This is a genomic window from Kocuria sp. GQ42 (assembly GCF_059758435.1).
The window spans coordinates 21,892-42,794 of sequence record NZ_JCAXEN010000010.1 but is presented as its reverse complement, the minus strand read 5'-3'; the positions used below and the strand labels follow the sequence as shown (position 1 = coordinate 42,794).

At 65.6% G+C, this 20,903-nt stretch carries 17 protein-coding genes; 5 read left to right on the top strand and 12 right to left on the bottom strand.

Translation table 11 applies throughout. The annotated features are described in order from the left end of the window. Positions 1–62: 62 nt before the first annotated feature. Genes AC6CH6_RS17460 through AC6CH6_RS17450 form a run of 3 tightly spaced genes read left to right on the top strand, consistent with a single transcriptional unit; the run spans position 63 to position 3,250 of the window. Complete coding sequence (locus AC6CH6_RS17460; protein ID WP_498256094.1) at positions 63–1,493, top strand: DUF6421 family protein; 1,431 nt, start codon at positions 63–65, stop codon at positions 1,491–1,493. 3 nt (positions 1,494–1,496) lie between these two features. Beyond that, complete coding sequence (locus AC6CH6_RS17455) at positions 1,497–2,180, top strand: SDR family NAD(P)-dependent oxidoreductase (RefSeq protein WP_498256093.1); 684 nt, start codon at positions 1,497–1,499, stop codon at positions 2,178–2,180. Beyond that, positions 2,177–3,250, top strand: coding sequence for a threonine aldolase family protein (locus AC6CH6_RS17450; protein ID WP_498256092.1), 1,074 nt, complete (start codon positions 2,177–2,179; stop codon positions 3,248–3,250). Before AC6CH6_RS17455 ends, AC6CH6_RS17450 begins: the two co-directional genes overlap by 4 nt. A gap of 51 nt (positions 3,251–3,301) precedes the next feature. Here AC6CH6_RS17450 and AC6CH6_RS17445 read toward each other — a convergent pair whose 3' ends face one another. From AC6CH6_RS17445 to AC6CH6_RS17430, 4 genes are all read right to left on the bottom strand, one after another. Beyond that, positions 3,302–3,838: a ferritin gene (locus tag AC6CH6_RS17445; RefSeq protein ID WP_498256091.1), complete on the bottom strand. Its 537-nt coding sequence runs from the start codon at positions 3,836–3,838 to the stop codon at positions 3,302–3,304. A gap of 228 nt (positions 3,839–4,066) precedes the next feature. Continuing rightward, positions 4,067–4,906 (bottom strand): ferredoxin family protein, encoded by an 840-nt coding sequence (locus AC6CH6_RS17440; protein ID WP_498256140.1) that lies wholly within the window; start codon positions 4,904–4,906, stop codon positions 4,067–4,069. A gap of 67 nt (positions 4,907–4,973) precedes the next feature. Then, complete coding sequence (locus tag AC6CH6_RS17435; protein WP_498256090.1) at positions 4,974–6,179, bottom strand: cupin domain-containing protein; 1,206 nt, start codon at positions 6,177–6,179, stop codon at positions 4,974–4,976. A gap of 2 nt (positions 6,180–6,181) precedes the next feature. Then, complete coding sequence (locus tag AC6CH6_RS17430) at positions 6,182–6,568, bottom strand: BatC protein (RefSeq protein ID WP_498256089.1); 387 nt, start codon at positions 6,566–6,568, stop codon at positions 6,182–6,184. A gap of 256 nt (positions 6,569–6,824) precedes the next feature. On the opposite strand from AC6CH6_RS17430, the gene AC6CH6_RS17425 reads away from it, so the two are divergent. Continuing rightward, positions 6,825–7,538, top strand: coding sequence for a sulfite exporter TauE/SafE family protein (locus AC6CH6_RS17425; RefSeq protein WP_498256088.1), 714 nt, complete (start codon positions 6,825–6,827; stop codon positions 7,536–7,538). Positions 7,539–7,569: 31 nt separating this feature from the next. On the opposite strand, the gene AC6CH6_RS17420 is transcribed toward AC6CH6_RS17425, so the two are convergent. The 4 genes from AC6CH6_RS17420 to AC6CH6_RS17405 form a co-directional block, all read right to left on the bottom strand. Further along, positions 7,570–8,472 carry a helix-turn-helix domain-containing protein gene (locus tag AC6CH6_RS17420; protein WP_498256087.1) on the bottom strand — a complete coding sequence of 301 codons (903 nt, stop codon included), beginning with the start codon at positions 8,470–8,472 and terminating at the stop codon, positions 7,570–7,572. Between the two features lie 2 nt (positions 8,473–8,474). Continuing rightward, a complete protein-coding gene (locus AC6CH6_RS17415; protein ID WP_498256086.1) occupies positions 8,475–9,590 on the bottom strand; it encodes an NAD(P)-dependent alcohol dehydrogenase in 1,116 nt (371 codons plus the stop codon). Positions 9,591–9,604: 14 nt separating this feature from the next. Next, positions 9,605–10,885 (bottom strand): MFS transporter, encoded by a 1,281-nt coding sequence (locus AC6CH6_RS17410; protein WP_498256085.1) that lies wholly within the window; start codon positions 10,883–10,885, stop codon positions 9,605–9,607. Positions 10,886–11,559: 674 nt separating this feature from the next. After that, positions 11,560–11,955, bottom strand: a complete 396-nt coding sequence (locus AC6CH6_RS17405; protein WP_498256084.1) for a very short patch repair endonuclease — start codon at positions 11,953–11,955, stop codon at positions 11,560–11,562. Between the two features lie 290 nt (positions 11,956–12,245). Between AC6CH6_RS17405 and AC6CH6_RS17400 the strand changes: the two genes are divergently transcribed. Next, complete coding sequence (locus AC6CH6_RS17400; protein WP_498256083.1) at positions 12,246–13,415, top strand: DNA cytosine methyltransferase; 1,170 nt, start codon at positions 12,246–12,248, stop codon at positions 13,413–13,415. Here the strand turns inward: AC6CH6_RS17400 and AC6CH6_RS17395 are convergent. From AC6CH6_RS17395 to AC6CH6_RS17380, 4 genes are read right to left on the bottom strand one after another with little or no spacing between them, the layout of a single operon-like run. Then, a complete protein-coding gene (locus AC6CH6_RS17395; protein ID WP_498256082.1) occupies positions 13,344–15,431 on the bottom strand; it encodes an AIPR family protein in 2,088 nt (695 codons plus the stop codon). The genes AC6CH6_RS17400 and AC6CH6_RS17395 overlap by 72 nt on opposite strands. 3 nt (positions 15,432–15,434) lie before the next feature. Then, positions 15,435–16,424: a PD-(D/E)XK motif protein gene (locus AC6CH6_RS17390; protein WP_498256081.1), complete on the bottom strand. Its 990-nt coding sequence runs from the start codon at positions 16,422–16,424 to the stop codon at positions 15,435–15,437. Then, positions 16,417–19,386 (bottom strand): Z1 domain-containing protein, encoded by a 2,970-nt coding sequence (locus tag AC6CH6_RS17385; protein ID WP_498256080.1) that lies wholly within the window; start codon positions 19,384–19,386, stop codon positions 16,417–16,419. Before AC6CH6_RS17385 ends, AC6CH6_RS17390 begins: the two co-directional genes overlap by 8 nt. Continuing rightward, the gene (locus AC6CH6_RS17380) at positions 19,383–20,822 is read right to left on the bottom strand and encodes an ATP-binding protein (protein WP_498256079.1); all 1,440 of its coding nucleotides are present in this window, start codon (positions 20,820–20,822) and stop codon (positions 19,383–19,385) included. Before AC6CH6_RS17380 ends, AC6CH6_RS17385 begins: the two co-directional genes overlap by 4 nt. Positions 20,823–20,903: the final 81 nt, after the last annotated feature.

Sequence of the window (20,903 nt, the reverse complement as noted above, 5' to 3'; positions counted from 1 at the left end):
TCTTCCTGTATGTGATCAGTCTCACCGGAAAATTTCCGCTGATCTACGACGGGAGGGTTTCAATGTCCACGTCTCTGCAGGCGGTGCAGGCCATCATCGGCGAACCCGAGGTCGTGGAGGATGCCCGCACCGTGGAGTCGAGCCGGGCCTGGCTCCGGCTCCGGTCGGCGGCCACCGCCCTGCAGGCCCTGCAGGTCAAGGACGGGTCGATCCCCGAGCTCGCCGACCACCCGACGGCGCGCGAGCACGTCGAGGTGATCGTGGCGTCGATCGCCGAGCTCGCCCCGCTGTTCCCGCACGACGCGGCGTACCTGGCGGCCCTGCCGCGCGACTTCGCACGCTGGGCGGACGGCGGCTTCGGGGAGCCGGACTTCCTCGACTCCCTCGTCGAGTTCCAGCCGCAGCAGCACCGCGTGGACGGCATCCGGCACCTCGTCGTGTTCCCCATGTACACCCAGAACGGCTCGGCGAACCGGCACGTCGAGGCTCTGATCGTCGAGGCGATCTGGCCGGAGTTCATCGCCGAGCTCGAGGCCGGGCACCACGGCAACCAGCTGTTCGTGTCCCTGCGGCTGATCGACTTCACCCCGGGCTACGACTCGAACTCCGCGGTCCTCTTCCCCGAGACGGTCGCCGTGCGGGAGATCCCGACCTTCACCTGGGGCGCCATCTTCCAGGACCGCGAGGCGGCACGCTACCGCCGAGTGGTCACCGCGGCCGCCGGCATCACGAAGCTGGACCTGCCCGAGGACGCCGCGGCCCTGCTCGCCGATCAGGATCTCGCCGAGAAGACCTTCGTGCTGTGGGACATCATCCACGACCGCACGCACATGCGCGGCGACCTGCCGTTCGACCCGTTCATGATCAAGCAGCGGATGCCGTTCTTCCTGTACTCCCTGGAGGAGCTGCGCTGCGATCTGACGGCGTTCCGGGAGTCGGTGACGATCGAGCGTGCGCTCACGGCGCGGCGAGCGGCCGGCGAAGAACTCACCGAGATCGAGGAGCAGACCCGCCGGCACGGGAAGCTCGTGCAGTACGCGGTGATCTTCGACCGGATCTTCCGTTTCGCCATCACCGGTTCGCGGGTGCGCAACTACGACGGCCTGGGCGGGCAGCTGCTGTTCGCCTGGCTCCACCGGAAGCACGTCCTGCAGTGGCGTGACGTGCAGCTCAGCTTCGACTGGGACCGGGTCGCCGACGCGGTCGTCGAGCTCGGCGAGGCCATCGACCAGCTGTACTGGGAGTCGATCGACCGGCCGAAGACGGTGCACTGGCTGAAGGCGTACGAGCTCATCGCCTCCGTGGTGCCACCGCATCCCGCCTCGGTGTGGGCCAAGGGGCTCCCCCGCGAGGTGCTGGCCGGGCCGCCGCGGGGCTACACGGACCTGGTGCTGGACGACGAGTTCCCGCTGTCGATGTTCTTCGAGGCGCTCGAGAAGAAGATGAAGAGCGTCATCGAGTCGACGACCGGCATCCGCGCCACGGACGATTGAGCCATGACCGACCTGACCGGCCGCACCGTGCTGATCGCGGGCGCCACCAGTGCGTCCGGCCTGGCGGCGACGCGGACCCTGACCGTGGCCGGGGCCCGCGTCGTCGCCACGGGGCGCCACGCGGAGAAGCTCGCTCCCCTCGCAGCCCTGGGGGCGCACACGGAGACGGTGGACCTCGCCGTCGAGCGCGCCGTGCTCGACCTCTCCCGCCGGCTGCACGACCGCGGCTGGTCGATCGACGGGATCCTCCACCTCGTCGGCGGCTGGCGCGGCGGCGGTGGGCTCGCCGGGCAGACGGAGGAGGACTACCGGGCGCTGGAGACCTCCTTCTCCGCGCTGCGCCACCTGAGCCGGGCCTTCGACGACGACCTCCGGACCTCGCCGGCGGGCCGGCTGGCGATCGTGTCCTCGACAGCGGTGAACCGTCCGCTGGCGGGCGGCGCCAACTACGCCGCGGTGAAGGCCGCGAGCGAGGCGTGGACCCGGGCTGTGGCGCAGGGATATGCGAAGGGCGCCCGCGAGGCCGGCGAGCCGCTGCGCGCCGCCGCCGTGATCTTCCGGGTGAAGGCCCTGGCCGGTCTGGAGGACCGGCTCGCGAACGCCTACGCCGGGCTCTGGGACGCCGAGGCCCCGGAACTGAACGACTCGACCATCGAACTCCAGGAGAAAGGACCAGGCACCACATGAAGAGGTCCCACGACGCCGAGCTGAGGGGATTCGCCTCGGACAACTACTCCGGGGTCCATCCGGAGGTGCTGGACGCCCTGGTCGAGGCCAACGGCGGGCACCAGATCGCCTACGGCGAGGACGAGTACACGGCACGGCTGCAGGACGTGATCGGGCAGCACTTCGGCGAGGGCGCCTCGGTGTGGCCGATGTTCAACGGCACGGGCGCCAACGTCGTCGGGCTCCAGTCGATGCTCCCCCGGTGGGGCGCGGTGATCTGCGCGGACACGGCGCACATCCACGTCGACGAGGGCGGCGCGCCCGAGAAGTCCGCCGGCCTCAAGCTCCTGCCCGTCCCCACGGGCGACGGCAAGCTCACGCCCGAGCTGATCGCGGCGGAGGCCTGGGGCTGGGGGGACGAGCACCGGGCCCAGCCGCTCGTCGTGTACCTCACCCAGTCCACCGAGCTCGGCACCCTGTACACACCGGACGAGATCCGGGCCGTCACGGACTACGCGCACGCCCACGGCATGTCCGTCTACCTGGACGGGGCCCGGCTCTCGAACGCGGCGGCCGCCCTGGGGCTGCCCCTGCGCGCCTTCACCACCGACGTCGGCGTCGACGTGCTCTCCTTCGGCGGCACCAAGAACGGGGCCCTCGGCGCCGAGGCCCTGGTGGTCCTGAACGAGGCCGCGTCCCAGGGCCTGGTCTACCTGCGGAAGAACCAGATGCAGCTGGCCTCGAAGATGCGGTTCGTCTCGGCCCAGCTGCTCGCGCTCCTGGACGGCGACCTGTACCTGCGCAACGCGGGCCGTGCGAATGCGATGGCCCGGCGCCTGCGCGACGGCATCGAGGCGGGCATCGCCGACGGGTCGATGCCCGGCGTCGCCTTCACGCAGGAGACCCAGGTGAACGCCGTCTTCGCCACCCTGCCCGCCGGCATCGCGGACCGCCTGCGCCGGCGGTTCCGGTTCTACGACTGGGACGCCGCGACGGGCGAGGTCCGCTGGGTGTGCAGCTTCGACACCACGCCGGAGGACGTCGACGCCTTCCTGGCCGCCCTCCGCTCGGAGCTCGTCCCGGTCGGCTGACCCCGGCGACCCGGCCCACCGCCCCAGGCGGGCACGGGGACTGCTGCCGGGTCAGGCGGCTCCACCGGCGGCCTGCGGCGCCCCCGAGCCATGACCGTGCCCGCCGTCGCCGACGTGCTCCCGGGCCACGAAGTTCTCCAGGTCGAAGAGGTTCTCGGCCCGGCGCGCGACGTTCACCAGGGTGGTCATCGAGGCGACCTCCTCGACCTGCTCCTTCAGGAACCAGAGCATGAACTGCTCCCCCAGCGCGTCACCCTCGGCCCGGGCGGCGGCGAACAGCGCCTTGATCTGCTCGGTGACCTCCTGCTCCTGGGACAGCGCCAGGGCCAGGGGCTCACGGACGTCGGTGAAGTCGTTGCGCACCTCCCCCACCCCGGGAATGGTCAGGGGCAGGTCCCGGTCCAGGATGTACTGGACGATCATCATGGCGTGGTTGCGCTCCTCCAGCGACTGCCGGTAGAAGTGCCGGGCCAGCTGCGGAAGGTCCTGGCTGTCGAACCAGACCGCCACGGCGATGTACTGGTGGGAGGCGGCGAACTCGTGGCCCACCTGGCGGGTGAGCAGTTCGTCGAAGGTCGCGGGGGCCATCAGGATCTCCTGGCATCGGTGGGTCCCCAGGGCGGACGACGCCCCGGCCGCTCCACCGGTGCGAGCCCGGGGCGGGGCCGGCAGGAATCGTCGCTCGGGTCTGGAGTTCGAGCGTAGCGCGGTGGCACGGCCGGGTGTAGGCCGGTCACCGGAAACTTCCCCCCGACACGGCGCTCCGCATCCTCCTCGGTCGCGGCCGGAGGACCCTGCTCCCGGTCGCCCTGTCCCTCAGACGACGCGCACCGCGGTGAGCTCGTAGACCCTGGCCGAGCTCGTGGCCGGTCCGTGGCAGGTCAGCTGATGCGGCGGGGCGGTGTGGGACCGCAGTTCGACGTCGACGAGGCCCGGCCGGGGTGGGCGGCCGGTGAGACGGATCCGCCAGCGGTCGCCGTCGCGAGCCGACTCGGTGACCGTCCAGTCGTGGCGGCCGGCCGGGCCGAAGCGTTCGAGCGCGGCCGCGACAGCGGCCTGCTGCGGCGGGAAGAGATCGGTGTACCCGCGCAGATGCTCCGCGTGCACACGGCCGGCGAGGTGCCCCTCGACCGTGGTGACGGCGGACTCCGCGTCGAGCCCTCCGTAGTAGACGCCATCGGGGACGACGACGACGTTGGCGGCGAACCGGTCACCGCCGACGTGCGAGCACTCCCAGACCAGCTCCGGCCAGCGCTCGCTCAGGGCACGTCCCACGGGCCGTCCGCGCACCGCGCAGCAGGGATCGTGCTGACCGTGGGCGCAGACCAGGAGGACCGGTGGGTGGCCGGTCTCACCGGGGACCCCGAGGGCCGTGGCGATCTCCGCGAGGTCCTCGTCGCGGCTCCACGTGCCCCAGTGCTGACGGCCGTCGCCGGAGTCGTCGTGGCGCAGCACGGCCCACCGACTGGGGCCCTCACGGCTGCGGCGGCCGTGTCGCCGGACCAGAAGCACTCGCGCCCGCGCTGCCTGGGCGGCGGAGAACACGAGGGCCTTGGTCTCCGGCTCCAGATCCAGGCCGTCGAAACCGTTGACCGGCCATGCGCCTCGGTACTCGATGAGGATCCAGGCCGCGCCGCGCGGCGCGGTGCCCGCCATCGGGTCGCCGCGCCCCCGGGCTCCGTCGGCGCACCAGAAGCGGCACGAGGCATTCACGGTCGCGGGGTCACTGGTCACAGGGAACAAGAACCCCCGCCCGCAGCAGTCGTTCGGCGAGCTCGACGCCGAGCTCGCCCGCGGTGTGGACCTCGCCGTCGAGCAGGCACGAGACGGAGGGCAGATCGGTGTCCGGGAAGTCGAGCCACCCCACGCGCGTGCTCAGCCGCGGGCCCTCCAGCCGTGCCTCCAGGGCACCGCGCAGCCGCACGGGGGTCCCTGCGCCCAGACCCTGGACGGCCGCCAGCTGGGCCAGCGGCCCCAGCGGGGCCGGGCGCCCCTGTCCTCGCCGGGTGCGGTGGAACCGCGGCGTGGGATCGGTCTCGGCGAGCGCGGCGACCAGGCGCTCCCGGACGGTGTCGAGTTCCCCGCCCGGTCGGTCGACGCCCAGGGGCAGGGACCCGCGCATCTCCGGGTCCTCGGCCAGCAGCGCCAGCGCCTCCTGGGCGAGCTGCTCGGCCAGGCCGTGGCGGGTCCAGGTGTGGATCCCGAGCGTGAGGTGGATGGAGACCGCTCCCTGCGCCTGGGCCGCGTGCAGCCAGCCGCGCGGCAGGTAGAGGGCGTCGCCGGGTTCGAGCACCACGTCGAGATGGGCCTCGCCCTTCGCTGCCTCGGCCACGGCGGAGCGGCGGTCGGTCCAGGGCTGGTCGCGCAGCGGGTCCGGGTGCACCGGCTCGTGCAGCACCCAGCGCTTGGTCCCCTCGATCTGCAGGACGAAGACGTCGTGGACGTCGTAGTGGTCGTCGAACCCGCGGTTCTGCGGCGGGGTGATGTAGGCGTTGGCCTGCACGGGGTGCCCGAGCTCGCCGCTCAGGGCGGCGCTGAGGTCCGCGACCGGCTCCCAGGTGCGGTGCAGTGCCTGCAGCACCAGCGTGGCGCCGTCGGCGAACTTCCGCCACAGCGCGGTGTCGTCGAGCTGGTCCGCGATGGTGGCGCCGACGCCGGCGGGGGACGTGAAGGACGAGTCGGGGAACGTCGACCCGTCCTTGGCGACGCGCAGGAAGGGCGTGCGCAGCCCGCGGCGCGAGATCAGCTCGTCGACGGCGTCGGCGGAGAACAGGTCGGTGAAGCCGTCCGCCCGGCGGGTGAGCAGCGGTGCCCGGCCCCAGACGTCACGGGCGAACCGCTCCCGGCCGATGTCGATCAGGCGGGTCTCCAGGACCCCGGCGCCACTCCGGGCGCCGGGGTCCTGCCCGTCAGTGCGGACGGCGTCCACGCTCAGAGGCCTCGCGCTCCGGCTCCTCCGTCGGCGCCGCCATCGGCACCACCGTCAGCGCCGCCGTCGTGGACACCCGGGGTGCCGGCCGCTCCACCGTCAGCGGGGCCCTCGGCTCCGCCGTCAGCGCCACCGTCCTGAACACCCGGAGTGCCGGCGGCTCCGCCGTCGGCCGGGCCCTCGGCCCCATTGTCAGCACCGCCGTCGGCACCGCCGTCCGCGCCACCGTCGTGCACGCCCGGGGTGCCGGCCGCTCCGCCGTCGGCCGGGCCCTCGGCGCCGCTGTCGGCGCCGCCATCGGCGCCGCCGTCCTGAACACCCGGAGCACCGAAGGCTCCACCGTCGGCGGGGCCTTCCGTCTGGTTCGGATCCTGCTGTGCATCAGTCATGTTGACCTCCCAGTTTCGAGTGACCGGGCCGTCGCGGCACCGGGTCACCAGGACAGGCGGTGCGTGAGCAGCACCGCCCATGTCGAGGCTATCCGGGTAGGGCGGGCGAGGGAACAGCCCTCACGCCCGCCGCCCTCGGGGAACCCGGACGAGGAGCGGCACGACGTGCGCGGTCCTCGCCGGGGGCACGATCTCCGGACGGCCTCCGGAGGTGGAACAATTCACCCATCCCCTGCTCGCGACCGGGAGGTGCTGGATGACCGGCCTGGAGCTCGCCGTCGTCGCCCTCGTGGTGAGCATCGCGTCCTGTCTGCAGGGCGCGATCGGCTTCGGCGTGGCCCTGCTCTCCGCTCCCGTGATCGCCCTGTTCGACCCCACCCTGCTGCCCGGTTCCCTCCTCCTGGTGGTCACCGGGCTCACCGCGCTCGGCGTGCTGCGGGACCGCGCCGCCGTGGACGTCAAGGACGCGGGCTGGGCCGTGGCGGGGCAGATCCCCGGCACCGTGGCGGGAGCGCTGCTGGTGGCCACCCTGTCCGCCCGGACGCTGGCCTTCGTCCTGGCGAGCACCGTGCTGCTGGCCGTGCTGCTCAGTGTGTGCGGTTGGCGGCCGCGGCCCCGGCCAGCGGTCGTCGTCGTCGCGGGGGCGGCCTCCGGGCTCCTGGGGACGGCCACGTCCATCGGCGGTCCGCCCATGGCGCTCGTGTGGCACGGGTCCTCGCGGGCCCGGATGCGCGGCACGATGAGCGCCTTCTTCCTGATCGGCGCCGTGATGGCCCTCGTTGCGCTGACCGCGGTGGGGTCGATCGACCGCCGGACCGTGCTCTTCGCGGCAGCTCTCCTGCCGGCCATGGTCCTGGGCTTCGCGGTGTCCGGAGCGGTCAACGCGCGGATCAACCGGCGCATCGTCCGGCGGGTGGGCCTCGGCGCCTCCGCGCTGGGCGCCGCGCTGGTCCTGCTGCAGGCGCTCTGAAGCACGCCCTGCCGGGCCCCTCCGGCCGGCCTCAGAGCTGGTCGATCCGCCGGTAGCGGGACGGCGTGGTGCCGGTGGTGGCCCGGAAGTGCCGGTTGAAGTTGGAGAGGTTGGTGAAGCCCACCCGGTAGCAGATGTCGGAGACCGGCAGGTCGGTGCCGCGCAGCAGCCGGCAGGCCTCGGTGAGCCGCATCCGGGTGACCGTGCGGTTGAAGCCCACGCCGGTGGCCTTGGCGAACAGCCGGGAGAACGCGTCTCGGCTCAGACCCACGGCCTCGGCCACCTCTGGCACGAGCATCCGGCCGTCCAGGTGCTCGGTGATGTAGCCCAGCGCCCGGTTGAAGACCTCGGCCTCGGCGGCGTCCAGCCGGTAGGAGCCGCCGTGGCTGTCCAGGTAGCGGCGCTCGCTCTCCGGGGACTCGGCGAGGACGGCCAGCAGCTCGGCCACGGCGGCCAGCCGCCGGAGACCGAACGTGCCGTTCACCGCCTCCATCGCCTCCGCCCCCTTAACGGCGGTGCGGCCGGTGAACTCGATGCCCCGGGCCGCGGCCTCCAGGAGCGGGCGCAGGGCCTCGAGCTCGGGCAGCGTCCCGGCGGCGGCGAAGAACCGCTCCTGGTCGAACTGGAGCACGGCGTCCCGGTTGCGGACCACGGCGCTGTCGTCGCGGTGGGAGATCCAGTTGTGCGGCAGGAAGGAGCCCATGAGGCTGAGGTGCCCGGGGCCGAAGGGCCCGGCCCAGTCGCCGGCCATCACCGTCCCGGAGGACTCCCGGATCAGGTGCACCTCCACCTCGGGGTGGTAGTGCCAGCGGGCCAGGGGGTGGGGCCAGTCGTGCTCGTGCCACCGCACGGAGCTCGACGGGTCCGGGATCACCAGCTCCCGGACCGGGGAGGTGGGATCCTCCGGCGTCGTGCTCCGTGCGGCGGCAGCCACGGTCAGGCTCCGGCCACGCGGATCTGGATCTTCGTGTCGGTGGGCCGGCCCTCGGCGCCGCGCTCGAACGCGGCCACGGCGTCCTCGAACGGATAGGTGGCGCTGATCAGAGCCCCCAGGTCCACGGCCGGGGACGCGGCGAGCTCGATGGCCCGCTGGTAGGAGTTGGCGTAGCGGAACACCGTCTCGATCCGCAGCTCGCGAGCCTGCGCGGCGGCGACGTCCAGCGGCACCGGGTCCACGGGGATGCCGACCAGGACCACGGTCCCGCCGGGCGCGGGGATCTCCCACAGGTTCCCGAAGACGTGCGGACTGCCGCTGGCCTCGAAGACCACGTCCGCGCCCCAGCCGCCGGTGGCCTCCCGCACCGCCTCGCCGAGGTCCTGGCGGGAGACGTCCACGGCGTGGATGGTCGGATAGGCCTCGATCTTGGCGAACTTCTCCGGCGCCACGTCCGAGATGTACACCCGGGACGCCCCGCTCGCGGCGGCCGCTATGGCGGTGAGCACCCCGATGGTGCCGGCGCCCACCACCACCGCGACGTCGCCCGGCGCCAGGCCGGCCTTGGTCACCGCGTGCACCGCCACGGCGAAGGGCTCGATCAGGGCGCCCTCCTCCAGGGACAGCTGCTCGGGCAGCTTGTAGGTGAAGTCGGCGGGGTGGATGATCTCGGGCTGCAGGCAGCCGTCCACCGGGGGCGTGGCCCAGAACTGCACGTCCGGGTCCACGTTGTACATGCCCAGTCGCGCGGCCCGGGAGCGCGGGTTGGGGATGCCCGGCTCCATGCAGACCCGGTCCCCCACGGCCAGGTGGTCCACGCCCTCCCCCACCTCCAGTACCGTGCCGGAGGCCTCGTGGCCGAGGACCATGGGGTTCTCGACGACGTAGGGGCCGATCCGACCGTGCGTGAAGTAGTGGACGTCGCTGCCGCAGATGCCCACGGTGTGCACGCCGATGCGCACCTCGCCGGGGCCCACCGGGCGCAGCCCGGGGACGGGCCGGACCTGGATCTCGTGCTGGCGTTCGAGGACGACGGCGTCCATGGTGCTCTCCTGGGTGCTCGGGGGCTTCGCGGCGGTGGTGGTGGGGTTCGGGGTGGTGAGCGTGGTGGGGTTCATGATCTCAGGTCCTTTCAGGCGGCCATGGCGAGGCGGTCGCGGCGCGGGAGCATCCGGCCGTCCTCGGTGGTGATACCGGGCTGGGGCGGGTGGATGAAGAAGGTGGTGAGGGTGCCGAGGAGCATCAGGGCCGCGAAGACCCAGCACACCCCGATCGGGCCGAGGACGGGCAGCAGCAGGGTGGCGATGCCGGGGCCGAGGAACGTGGTCAGCCCGGAGGCGAGGTTGTGGGCGGAGATCGCCGCCCCGCGGTGCTCGGGGGCCAGGGCCGGGAAGATCGCGCCCATCGGGACGAACGCGGTGACGGACAGGGCGAAGAGCACGGCGGCCCCGACCATCGCCGGGAAGCTGGGGCCGAACCACACCGGGACGTAGGCGAAGGCGAGGACCGCGAGGGCCATGCCGCCGAAGCCGAACCAGCGCATCTGCCGCATCCAGCCGTAGCGGTCGCCGAGCCGGCCCCAGACGATGTTGGCGCCGATGGTGATGGTGTTCATGATCGCCCAGAGCATCATCCACTCGGGCAGGGTGAACCAGGACTCGCCGCCGATCTCGCCGGTGGTCAGGTACAGCGGCATCATCATCGGGAACGCGTAGAGGGTGAGGTTGCACAGCACCCGGATGACCACGGAGAGGGCGATCTGCCGGTTCTCCACCAGGATCGTCACCCCGCGCAGCAGCTCGCGGGTGCGCTCGGCGCCGTGCAGCTTCTGGGAGAGGTCGGTCTCGGGCGGGGCGCCGGGGACGAGGAAGGCGCACATCAGGGTGCCGGCCGCCACGAAAGGCAGGGACGCCCAGAGGGTGGCGTACTCGCCGATGACGGGGACCAGGAGGCTGGGCACGTAGGCGCCCATCACCCCGATGCCCAGCGAGAAGGAGGCCCAGAACCAGCCCATGGCCGAGGCCAGGCGGCTGGGGTGCACCGACTGCGCGATGAGCACCACGAAGGAGTACATGAACAGCGGGTAGGCGACCCCGCGCAGGGCGTAGATCAGGATCGTCCCGACCACGCTCTCCAGCCCCACGGTGAGGAACAGGACGTGCAGCACCATCCAGAGCACGCCGCCGAGGACCATGAGGCGCTTGGCGCCGACGACCTCGGCGAGCACGCCGGTGGTCCACGCCGAGATGGCGACCACCAGGCCGTAGACGGTGAAGACGAGGCCGGCCTGGGTGGGCGTGAAGCCGTTCTCGACGAGGAAGCGGGACAGGAACGTAAGCTCAAAACCATCACCGGTCATGAAGATGGCGAGGGCGAGATAGCCGAAGAGCAGGCGGCGGGGCATGCCGAACATGCGGGTACTCCTTCATGGACACCAAGGGGAAGGCACCTGGCGGGCAGAAGAGCGGTCAGCCGGTGCGCGATGCCTTCAACGCTACGGAGGTGTGACGCGGGCCACTAGCCGATTAATCCGGCGCGCGCTGATACTTCTGTGCATGCCCATCATGGGGCAGAGGAACGAAGCTGATGGACGCCTGCACCACAGAGGGCTCATGGGCTCCTTAAGCAAACCCATCGGTCCGAACCCGTAGCGCGACCCGTTCGCACACCTCTCGTGACCCGAGCACCAATTGCTCTGCTCAGCCACCGCGCCGCTGACAATCGAAAGCTATCTTGCTGAGAAGATAGTCCGATGCGCATCAATTGGAGTCGTGCAGAGCTCATCCTGGTCTGCGATTTGGTGGCACGAAACGGCTGGAGGGAACTTCGGCCGAACGACGAGAACCTAATCGCATTATCGGCCTTACTGCGAAACCGACAAGAACACCCACAAAGCCTCAGAAGCCCGGACTTCCGCAATGTCAACAGCCTGAGTCGAAAATCAGCTGACATCATGACAGCGCACCCAAGCTACCCGCACCAGCCCACCAAGGGCGGACAGCTCACACATGAAGTCGTCCAGGATTTCATACAAGATCCCCTCAAAATGCATGCGCGGGCTCTTGCACTTCGTCGACATCCAGACGCTCAAGCTTGAGGTCGAATTTGCATGCGCCTCTCATAGATGACGGCTTGTACCGACTGCGCAGCTACATGCATGTCCTCATGCTCCCAAAACCGGAGCACCTGCCAGCCCTGAGCTCTCAATGAAGCGTCTGTCTCGCGGTCCCGTTGCACGTTTCGTCCCAGCTTGGTGGACCACCACTCGGCGTTGGCCTTGGGAGCCACACCATGCTCAGGACAGCAGTGCCAGAAACATCCATCAACGAAGACTGCAACTTTCCATCGCGTGAAAAGCACGTCCGCGCGCCGACGCGGCATTCCCGGCAACGGGGCGTCCACCCGATAACGGAGGCCGGACCGGTGAAGATGCCGGCGCAACAGCAGCTCAGGATTGGTGTCCCTCGCCAGCTGCCTCTTCATCCTCGCCGTCACCGCCTCCGATGACGCTGCTCCGACTGGGAACGGGGGCACCCCGCCCACTTTCGACTCCAAGTCCGTCATGGCTGACAGCTTGACGGTTCTGCGCCCCCGCCTCCACCCCAACAAGACCCGCACGGCACCGCATCGCCCAACAGGGCACCCAACTGCTGCTAGGCTGCTCCTGACACCCTGAGGGCTTAGAATGAATGTTCGAGGGACCTGTCACCACGAGCCGCGCGTCATGCATCCATGACACACCCAACCCCGGAGGCCAGTTGAGAACGTTCAAAATGGGAGAGCTGTTCTGCGGCCCGGGCGGCCTCGCGCGAGGCGCTGAGCGAAGCAACCAGTTGGCCGCGAGTATCGGACTGAATGCCAGAATCGATCACGCATGGGCCAACGACTACGATCGTGACACGTGCAACACCTACAAGCGCAACGTCCTGGGCGCATCCGACGCCACTGTTTTCTGCGCCGATGTGCGGGGGCTGGATCTCGACAAAGTTCCTGAGTATGACGCGCTCACTTTTGGTTTTCCCTGCAACGACTTCTCCATGGTTGGCCTACGTCAAGGATTCCAGGGTGAGTACGGACCGCTCTTCACATATGGAATCCAAGCCCTGAAAAAGCACAAACCTAGATGGTTCCTGGCTGAGAACGTTGGTGGCCTACGGGGCACACAGGGCGGGGATGAGTTGCGTGAAATTCTTCGGCGCATGTCGCAAGCGGGCTACAATGTCACCCCTCACCTCTACAAGTTCGAAGAGTACGGCGTCCCACAAGCTCGTCACCGAATTATCATCATCGGCATTCGCCGCGATGAGGGCTTGAGATTTAAAGTGCCTGCGCCAACCCACTCGCGAGACACCTTTGTAACTTGTCAGACTGCTTTGGAAAAGTCCTATGAACCCGGAACTGCAAATAGAGAAAAAGCCAAAATGTCCCCGAAGGTGGTTAGTCGCCTAGAGCGCACGCGCCCGGGAGAGAACGTATTCCAAATGCAAGCTCGACTGGGGGACGAAGTCCCAGAAGAGATCCGCCTGAACGTCAAAGGTGCAACCTTAAGCCAAATCTACAAGAAACTGGATCCAAATCGTCCTGCGTACACGATCACTGGCTCCGGGGGCGGAGGCACCCACGTTTACCACTGGTCGGAAAATCGAGCCCTGACGAACAGGGAAAGAGCAAGGCTGCAGACCTTTCCCGACGACCATGTCTTTGAAGGCAAGAGAGAGAGCGTGCGCCGGCAGGTTGGAATGGCGGTTCCACCCGAAGGCGTTGCCCCGATCTTTTTGGCGGTTATGAAGACCTTCGCAGGAACCTCCTATGACAGCGTCCCAGCCAACATTGTGATGCCGCAGGAGTCCGATCTCCTGGACGGCTGGTTCTCATCCCACAACCAGACCGTTCTTCTCAGCTCGATTGAGCGCCCTCGAGAGCACATCAGCCTGAGCCTCTGAGACGAGGCCCTTGTGCAAAAGGGTCCTGAGGATGCTCGACTCCTTCTCGGTGAGAAGACCAATCTCGTTCGAAAAATCAGCCAGCTCCATCCACACCTGCTTGTCCATGGTGACAATGTCAATGTAGGTCCGGGCCTTTGTCTCCAGCACCTGCTCAGAGGTAGCCTCGGACTTTTCCTTCATCACTTCGCTCTTCGGAATGACAATTTCGTAGGCAGACGTGTAGTACTCGAGAGGGGCGTCCCGGAGCATCTCCCAGCACCGTGCCTGCTTGGCCCACTGCGTCACGTTGGCCACTGGCCGATTTGGGTCCTGGAGATGCTCCATCGCCGCACGACAGGCCAATTCCAAGTTCTCCAGCACCAACTCGTCGCACTCCTGCTGCGCCCAAATCTTCCGAAGATTGAGCTCGTGCCCCGGAGAGATGTCCTCGAGGTCGTCCAGCAACTTGGACACACCATAGGCCACGATGTTTGCGAGGTACCCCTTTCCCCACCAGGCAGAGCCCATTACCATTTTTCTGGCGGTTTGGGTGACGAGAATTTTTGCGACGAGGTCCTTGAAGTATTTGTCGTTCACAGACTCCGGGTTGGATTCCCACAGCTCACCCGCGGTCTTTGAGAACTCGACGAAGCTGCTCTGGGCACCTCGGCTGACGACATCGGGGCGTCGCCCCCAAACGTTCTCCACCCGGGCGACGTCGATCTTGTCAAACTTCTGTGCTTTCGGGTGTGCGAGCATGAACTTCTTAGCCGCAGTAGGAGCCAACTTCGCTTTTTCATTGTCGAAGGCGCCCCGCGTTCGCTCGTAGAACCAGCGGGTCTCGTACTGCAACCCTTCCTGGGCCGGAGCCAGCACCTTGCGGCTGAGGGTCTCCAACCGCTTGTGGTACGGGCTGTTGGAGAAAAAGTCAGAACCGCTGACCTTGTTCTGGCTGTTTGCAAAGCGGGCGATGTCGGGAACGATCTCAGACGCGCGCTCAGGATCAACAACGACAAGCTTGACCTGCACATGGGCAGTGTCCAGATTTGCCAGTTTGTCCTTGCGCCGCGCCTTGTTCTTGTTGAGGAAGTACCACATCGAGGCCGTCGTCTGACCCCCGTTGACGATCTGCCAATCGGTCAGTGCTTTAAGCTGAGAAGCGCCTTCACTGTGTTCTATTTCGGCATGGGTGGCTGTGGTCGTAAGTCCGTTATTGTATGCGAGAAACATCTCTGGGCTGTGGTCCAGGGTCCACTGAATCCCTTTGTTCACTTTTCCCCGAATGCTCAAGAAGCCGCGGACGTTTGACTCCAGGACGCGGGATCCGTGCAGATCGTAGATGTCAGCGAGCTGCCGGCCGGTCAGTGTGAAGAGGTAGCTGGTCGCTCCCGAGACCGTGCCGCCGCCGGCCACACAAGGAACACCATGACCGTCAGGCCCAATGAGCTCCACCCGGATGGGTTCGTGACCAGTTGGGGACTGCACCGCTCGGTAGAGGCGTTCAAGATCCCAAACCGCAAACGACACCGGAGTTCCCAGCAATTCGTCGTCCTCCAGCCTGGCCAGCCTCGAAGTCGTAGTTCCATTAGACACAAGAACGATCTTCATCTTCGAAATGCTCTGCACGCGGTGACGGAAGTACTCCGCCAGGTCGTACTCTGGTGAACTTTCCTCTAGACGTTCCTGCAACCAGCCCTCGGCGCCCGCCTCCACATACACTCGTGCGCCCTCAAAAGCGCGGGTGATGTCGCTCATCGTCAAGGTCTGATCGGGCGACTCGAAAAACTTGCCCACGATGATGCTCATGCTGTCATCAGCGGCGTCCTCACCTACTGCCATGACAGAAAGCGCCTTATTGCGAGGGCCACGGCATTCAGCATGAAACTCCTGAAGATCCGTAGCAATTTCCAGGTCACCCACCTGCCGCACCATCACGTGACCGAATGCTTCAGGGAAGGAGAGGGCTTCGCTCTCTGCTGCGACGTGCGCTTCCTGGACCAGTTGGGAATTAAACTCGAGAACTGCAACGTCCATCTGTCATAGGCCTTTCATCAGCTCGGCCTCCTGCATCTGCAGGCTCTTGAGGTCGGCAAGGTTGATCCGGTAGGTGACGTGAGAAACCCCAGGACGTAGATCGTTCGGCACGATACGGGGGGCGCGTTGGTCGATCTCGTAGTACTCGACGGAGTACACCCGGAAATGATGGTCCTCGTATCGCTGGTCGAGAACATTGAGTCCCGCCCGAATCACCAGATCGGCAAACAGACCTTTGGCGCCATCTCCGGCAAGCCCTTCTGCAATCTCCGCGACCATGTCAGGCAGAGTTCTGGTCGCGGACGAAGGCTTAGGCACCATTTCCACGCCGACACGAGCCAGGTACAAGAGCTTGTCCTTGGACTCAAGCTGGTGCTCGTTGGAAATGTGCAGCTTTTCAGTCGCCGGCCCTGAGGCTTTTACCTCGATCTGGAACAGCCCTGGCAGATCGAAGTCATGATCTGCGGAGCCTGGTCCCTGCCACCAGCCCAGAACATGCTCAGCGGTGTGGACCCGCGCGTTTCTCAGGAGGCGTGCCAGGACCTGGAGTTCTCCGGCTAGCCCGAGCATCTGGTCACGCGTCAGATCACCCCGGTCCAGCGCAAAAGCCTTGCTCCATTCCTTCAGGACGGACTTCACCGTGCTTACTGCCTGGTCGGAACTGCCAGCCGATTCCAGCTTGCGACAGAGATCCACATAGAACGGCACCAAGCGTTCCTGACTCGGCTGCCGTTCTGCCACGTGCAACCACCAGCCGTTGCCGTCCTGGCTGACTGCACACTCGACAAGCTGGAGAGACGGCACTCCCAAAGGCTTGGTGTCGCACCGGATGGAAAGGCTGGCTCGTCGATCATCGAGCATCTGCAACCGGACGCGAAGACGCTGCCGAGGCAAGACGAACCCCTTGCCGGCTCCTTGGGGTCGCAGACGCGACAACCGGTGCTTGAGCGATTCGTAGGTCACTTCCTCCCACGGGGACAGAGAGTCAAGCATCGACGTCCTCTCCTTCGTCCTCAGAGGCGCGCACTTCTTCCGCGAGTCCACTCTTTTCCATCCAGACTTTGTTCACCACGTACTCAACAGAACGACCCGTCGAGAACTCACCCGTGATTCCGTCTCTGTGCGCGGGGAAGGCCACTTTCACGCCAAGTATGTGCTGGTCGACGGCCACATCCTTAATGATCTTGTTTGGCGGACCTTCCTTCTTCGCATCGTTTCGCTTGTCATTAATTTCGCGGTCGGTGACTACTCGGTAGACCATCAGCACGGGCCGCTTCATCGACGTCATGATCTCTTTCTCAGAACGACGCTTGGTGTTTCCCTCCGGATGCCGAGCATGCGCCTTCTGCCACTCCTGACGCCGTCCCGGATCCACGTTGCCGGCCACGGTCACCACCTGCTCAAGGTTCCCCGCGGTGGCGACGCGCCTATTGGCGAACTCGAAGTGAGGGGTCGGCGTCTCATGCCACCGCATGGCATTGCGAACGGATGCCCTGAGAACCACCGGGGAAAGCCCCTCCCGGTCCTTTTCCAGCAAGTCGCCCCACGCATCGAACTCGTGTCCCTGGCCCGAAATGAACCCCACGTCCCAAGACGACATCTGATCGGTTTCGATGCCCTTGGCGAACTTCGACACCCACGATCCGGCCTCGGCTCCATTGCCATGAGCAAAATTGGCGTCCCCGGCACCGGGCACGAATGACTCCAAGAACCGCTCGACAACAGTTCTTTCCACCCCGCTGAAGACGAGGTGGGGAATTTCCAACCGGTTTTCGTCTGCCCTTGGTCCTGGGCCGAACATATTTGTCGCACTGTTGGAATCCGTTGCAAGCGCCACGGAGCTGCTAAGTAAGTTCCGATAAGCAGAGAAGTTTTTTTCCACTTCATTGGGGGCATCCGTGGCACTTATCGACTCGACCGTCTGCCTGTAGAAGGAAACGTCCACCGTGGCGCTCTCCGCATGGCGCATCTTGTTGGCAGCTGTCACCTTGAGCGCTTCAGGATGCCTTCTCACCTTCAGCCCAAAGTCCTTCGGCGTCAGGTTAGCCTGTTTCATCGTGACGACTTCGTCGCGGATGTCCTGCAACGCTCTGCCGGTGAACACAAACCAGTCCATGACGTCCTCCGGCAACCACAAGCGGACTAAGTGACGATAGCCGTCGCGATAACCGAACCAGCGTCCCATCTGAAGCAGGGTGTCCGAAAGTTGTGTCCGCTGATGGAAGTAGCTGACCATCAGACCGTCCAAGGTCAGTCCTCGAGACAGGATTGCCCCGCCCACCGCAATGCGACGCCTCTTCTTCGCAGTTCCGTACTGTTGGTGCCTCCGCTCGATCTCTTTCCGTTGCTTGTCCGTGTCACCGTTGACGAGTTCGATCTCGATGTCGCGGACAGCCTCCGGCAAGGCAGCTCTGACGTCGAGCCAGCTGTGCCTCAGGTGGGAGTACTCGGCCTGCCACCTGGCATGCAGACGCTCTACCACCTCATTGCCGTTGTCGGACGATCCTTTCAGCGCCGGAACGGACTCCTGGACGACTGCTCGAGTGGAGTCGACGTACTCGCGCACCAGGTCATATACCTGCTTCTGCACGGCCTTGAAACGACTGACGTTGATCAGCATCGACCGAGGCGTGGGAGACGCACCGTCCAGGTCACGGATGGCATTCGCCACCAGGAACGTGTCAAGAGCGCGGTGCAGGCTGCCAGGAAGAGCCTTGACTGCAAGACTCGATTGATGCTTGAAAGGGAAATGCTTGCCGGCATCATCTACGTCGTTACGGACTCCGTTGGCGCTGGGGTCCTCTACGTCGAAGTACTGCAGGGCCCCCAGGTAGTTGTCGGGCGCGTAGAGGGAATAAACGTAGTCCTTGGGAAACAGCCCTGCGGCGTTCGCCGGGTCCATCAGCACATTGGCGAAGGGAGTCGCTGTGAAGCCGATATAGCTGTTCCTGGCGCTCGTATCAAGCAGATCGGTGATGGCCTTGTTGACCGCGGTCGGGTCATCTTCTTCCTTGCTGGTGTCCACGGATGCGTAGTCGGATTCGTCATCGATGACGAGCATGGGCAAAGACAGCTTCTCGTTCTTGGTCTGGTCCCCCAGCCATCCTGCAAGGTTGCGCAGAATTCGAGCGTTCTTCTTGACCACAAGGATGAGAGGCACCCTGAAGCTGTTGTCGATGTGGCCCTTGACCACAGAAGCACTGGATGAGCTGAAGTCTTGTGACACGCCGGTGAGAGCAATGGGGCGGTCCAGCTTGGGGGCAATTTCTCCTACCCCAATCAGCTTTCCTATGGCCGCGCTGCGTTTCAGATCCGCATCCGCCGTGCTCTTCCCGAGGAATCCTTCGTCGATCCGCTCTTGGGTCTGTTGCCGCAGATCCTCAGTGTGGCCGCCGATGATGATGAACAGGCGATATCCAGCGTCGGCTGCCATGTTCAGCAGACCGATGTAGTTGGAAGTTTTGCCCGACTGCACATCGCCGATCACCAAGCCCCTGCGGTCCCACCATCCTTCAGCAGTGGGATCCCCCACCATGTCGAGAATGCGCTTGACATCAGCTTCAAGAGTGTTTACCACACCAATGGGGCGTTTATTGCGCAACAGGAACCGCCGGTAGGCGTCCCAGTATGCCCATTCGGTACTCCCCCACCGATCCTCCACCCACGGAGTGTACGTGCCCACCTCATTGCCGATCGGAACATTTGTCACGATGGCCAACTTGACGTCCTGTGCAACCTTGTCGGCAAATTCCAACAATGTTGCAACTTCTAAGTCCTCGAGCTGATCCACTACTCCCGCGATCTTGGGAGCCTTCTTGTCGACCATCTCCTCGGTGACGTCAAAGGTGTTGTCCGCCCATGCGATCAGCTGGTTGTACAGGGGTGTGTATCCGGGATGATGACGGTACGACTGGTCTTGGTTCAACTCAAGTTTCTCGGTCTCTTGAACAGTCATTCCGTCTCCTTGTAATACTGCTGTGCCATGTCGATGATCGAGTCGAGGTCACGCCGGCCAAGAAATGGCTCCACGCTGCCGAGGACGTCATGGATGCGCTGTTTGTCGTCGAATGAGAGGTCCATGACGTCGACCAGTCGACAAGCTCGAGCCGCCATCTTGAGAAGGTCCTCTTCCTGTTGCGGACGCTTGCTCTCCACGGACATGCGTTTGTGGATGTCGGCAAACGGAAGGAATGCCGCCAGGTCGTCGACTGCTTTGCGGAGCACTTTTTGGCCCTGCGGGTCCAGTCTGAGCAGTGCATCCTCCAACAATGGATGATCCAGGTTTGGCTCGTACCGAAAATTTCCCCGGTCCTCGACATAGTTCCAGACGTATTGAATGTCGTCGCTGACCTTCTTGCGGCCCCTGTACGCGATGATCCGGGCACTTTTCGTCTGCCCGTTCCTCAGGAACCGCTCCAGAGCGGGCCTGAGCTCCTGCGGTGGCTTCAGGTGTTCCTTCTTGATGTCGAGATGCCACAGGTCGTCGAGGGAGTTGGGGAGATCCACCTGCACTCTGCTGAATTTTAGAGAGTCGGATCTTCTTGCCAGTTGAGCCCAGCCTCCGTGACTGATGAGTCGACGGTTGCGGTAGAAATAGAACCCTTGGTTCTCGAATAGGCCCGCATTGAGGTCTTCTCGGACAGCTTCCTGCGCACTGTACTTTGATGCGTGTGGAAGCACATGACTAACTATTTCGACAGAGGAGTCATGCACAGGCACCCTTTCGGGTGTTGTCGACTGGGTTGCCGGATTGGAGCGCATAAATGGATCGACTGCGTCGACCGGGGTCCCGTTGATGACGAGAGTCAGGCGGGATGACTTCGGGCCGTCGAGAAAGCGGTGAAATGTGAGGGAAAGGTGCCGCCGAATCTCCTGCGAAAGCTGCGCCATGCGCTGGGTCGGAACTCGCGCGTCCTGAAGGAGACGGTCGAGCTTGCGCCACAGGACCAGCGTTCCCGTAGTCAATTGGTCAAGCTCGTCAAAGCCCGGCAGGGTCCGGGTTGTTGCATCATCCAGCCGGGACACTTCCCATTCGCCTGACTGCAGAGCATCGTCCAAATCCCACAGCAGAGATGCGGTGCCTTCTGAGGTTCTGCTCACGACTGTCAGCGAACGCGCTTGCGAGAAGCTCGCCGTCTTCAGGCCCAGACCGAATCGCCCCAGATCCTCAGCATCCCTGGCGTCGACACTGGACACCTCGCCGAGCGTGAGCGCATCCACCATCTGCTCGAGCGTCATGCCGCGGCCGTCGTCAAGGATCCAGAAGTACGCGGGGGACTCGCTGATGTCCGCCCTCACCTCGATGGTTCGAGCTTCTGCAGTGATGCTGTTGTCGATGACGTCCGCTACAGCTACCTCAGGGTCATATCCGAGCGCTCGCATCGACTCCATGAGTCGCGTGCTCGGAGGAATGGGTATGGCAGCTCCCGACAACTGTCACCTACTTCCATGTGTTTGTCTCTTCTGAACCGA